Genomic DNA, 306 nt, shown 5'->3' with positions numbered 1-306 from the left:
CGTTGGTGGACGATGACTGGAGCACCGTGGGTTCCAGCAACCTGGACCCGCTGAGCCTGGCCCTGAACCTGGAAGCCAACGTGCTGATTCGCGATCGGGCCTTCAATCAGCAGCTGTACGCAAGCCTGGAAGCGCTGGCCAGGGACCATTGCCAGACCATGCCGGAAAAGCGCAAGCCACGCCTGTGGTTGTGGCGGCGGACCGTGGGCTTCCTGGTGTTTCATGTGATGCGCCACTTCCCCGCACTGACCGGCTGGCTGCCGGCACACAAGCCGCGTTTGAAACCCATCGAGAGTCCGGCCCATG

At 63.4% G+C, this 306-nt stretch carries 1 protein-coding gene; it reads left to right on the top strand.

Translation table 11 applies throughout. The features are described from left to right. Positions 1-306: phospholipase D-like domain-containing protein (locus tag AC0L3U_RS39010; RefSeq protein WP_473365060.1), on the top strand; the 306-nt coding region annotated here is incomplete at both ends.

This window comes from Bradyrhizobium sp. Kon69 (genome assembly GCF_055807515.1).
This window is presented reverse-complemented; position numbering and strand designations above follow the sequence as displayed.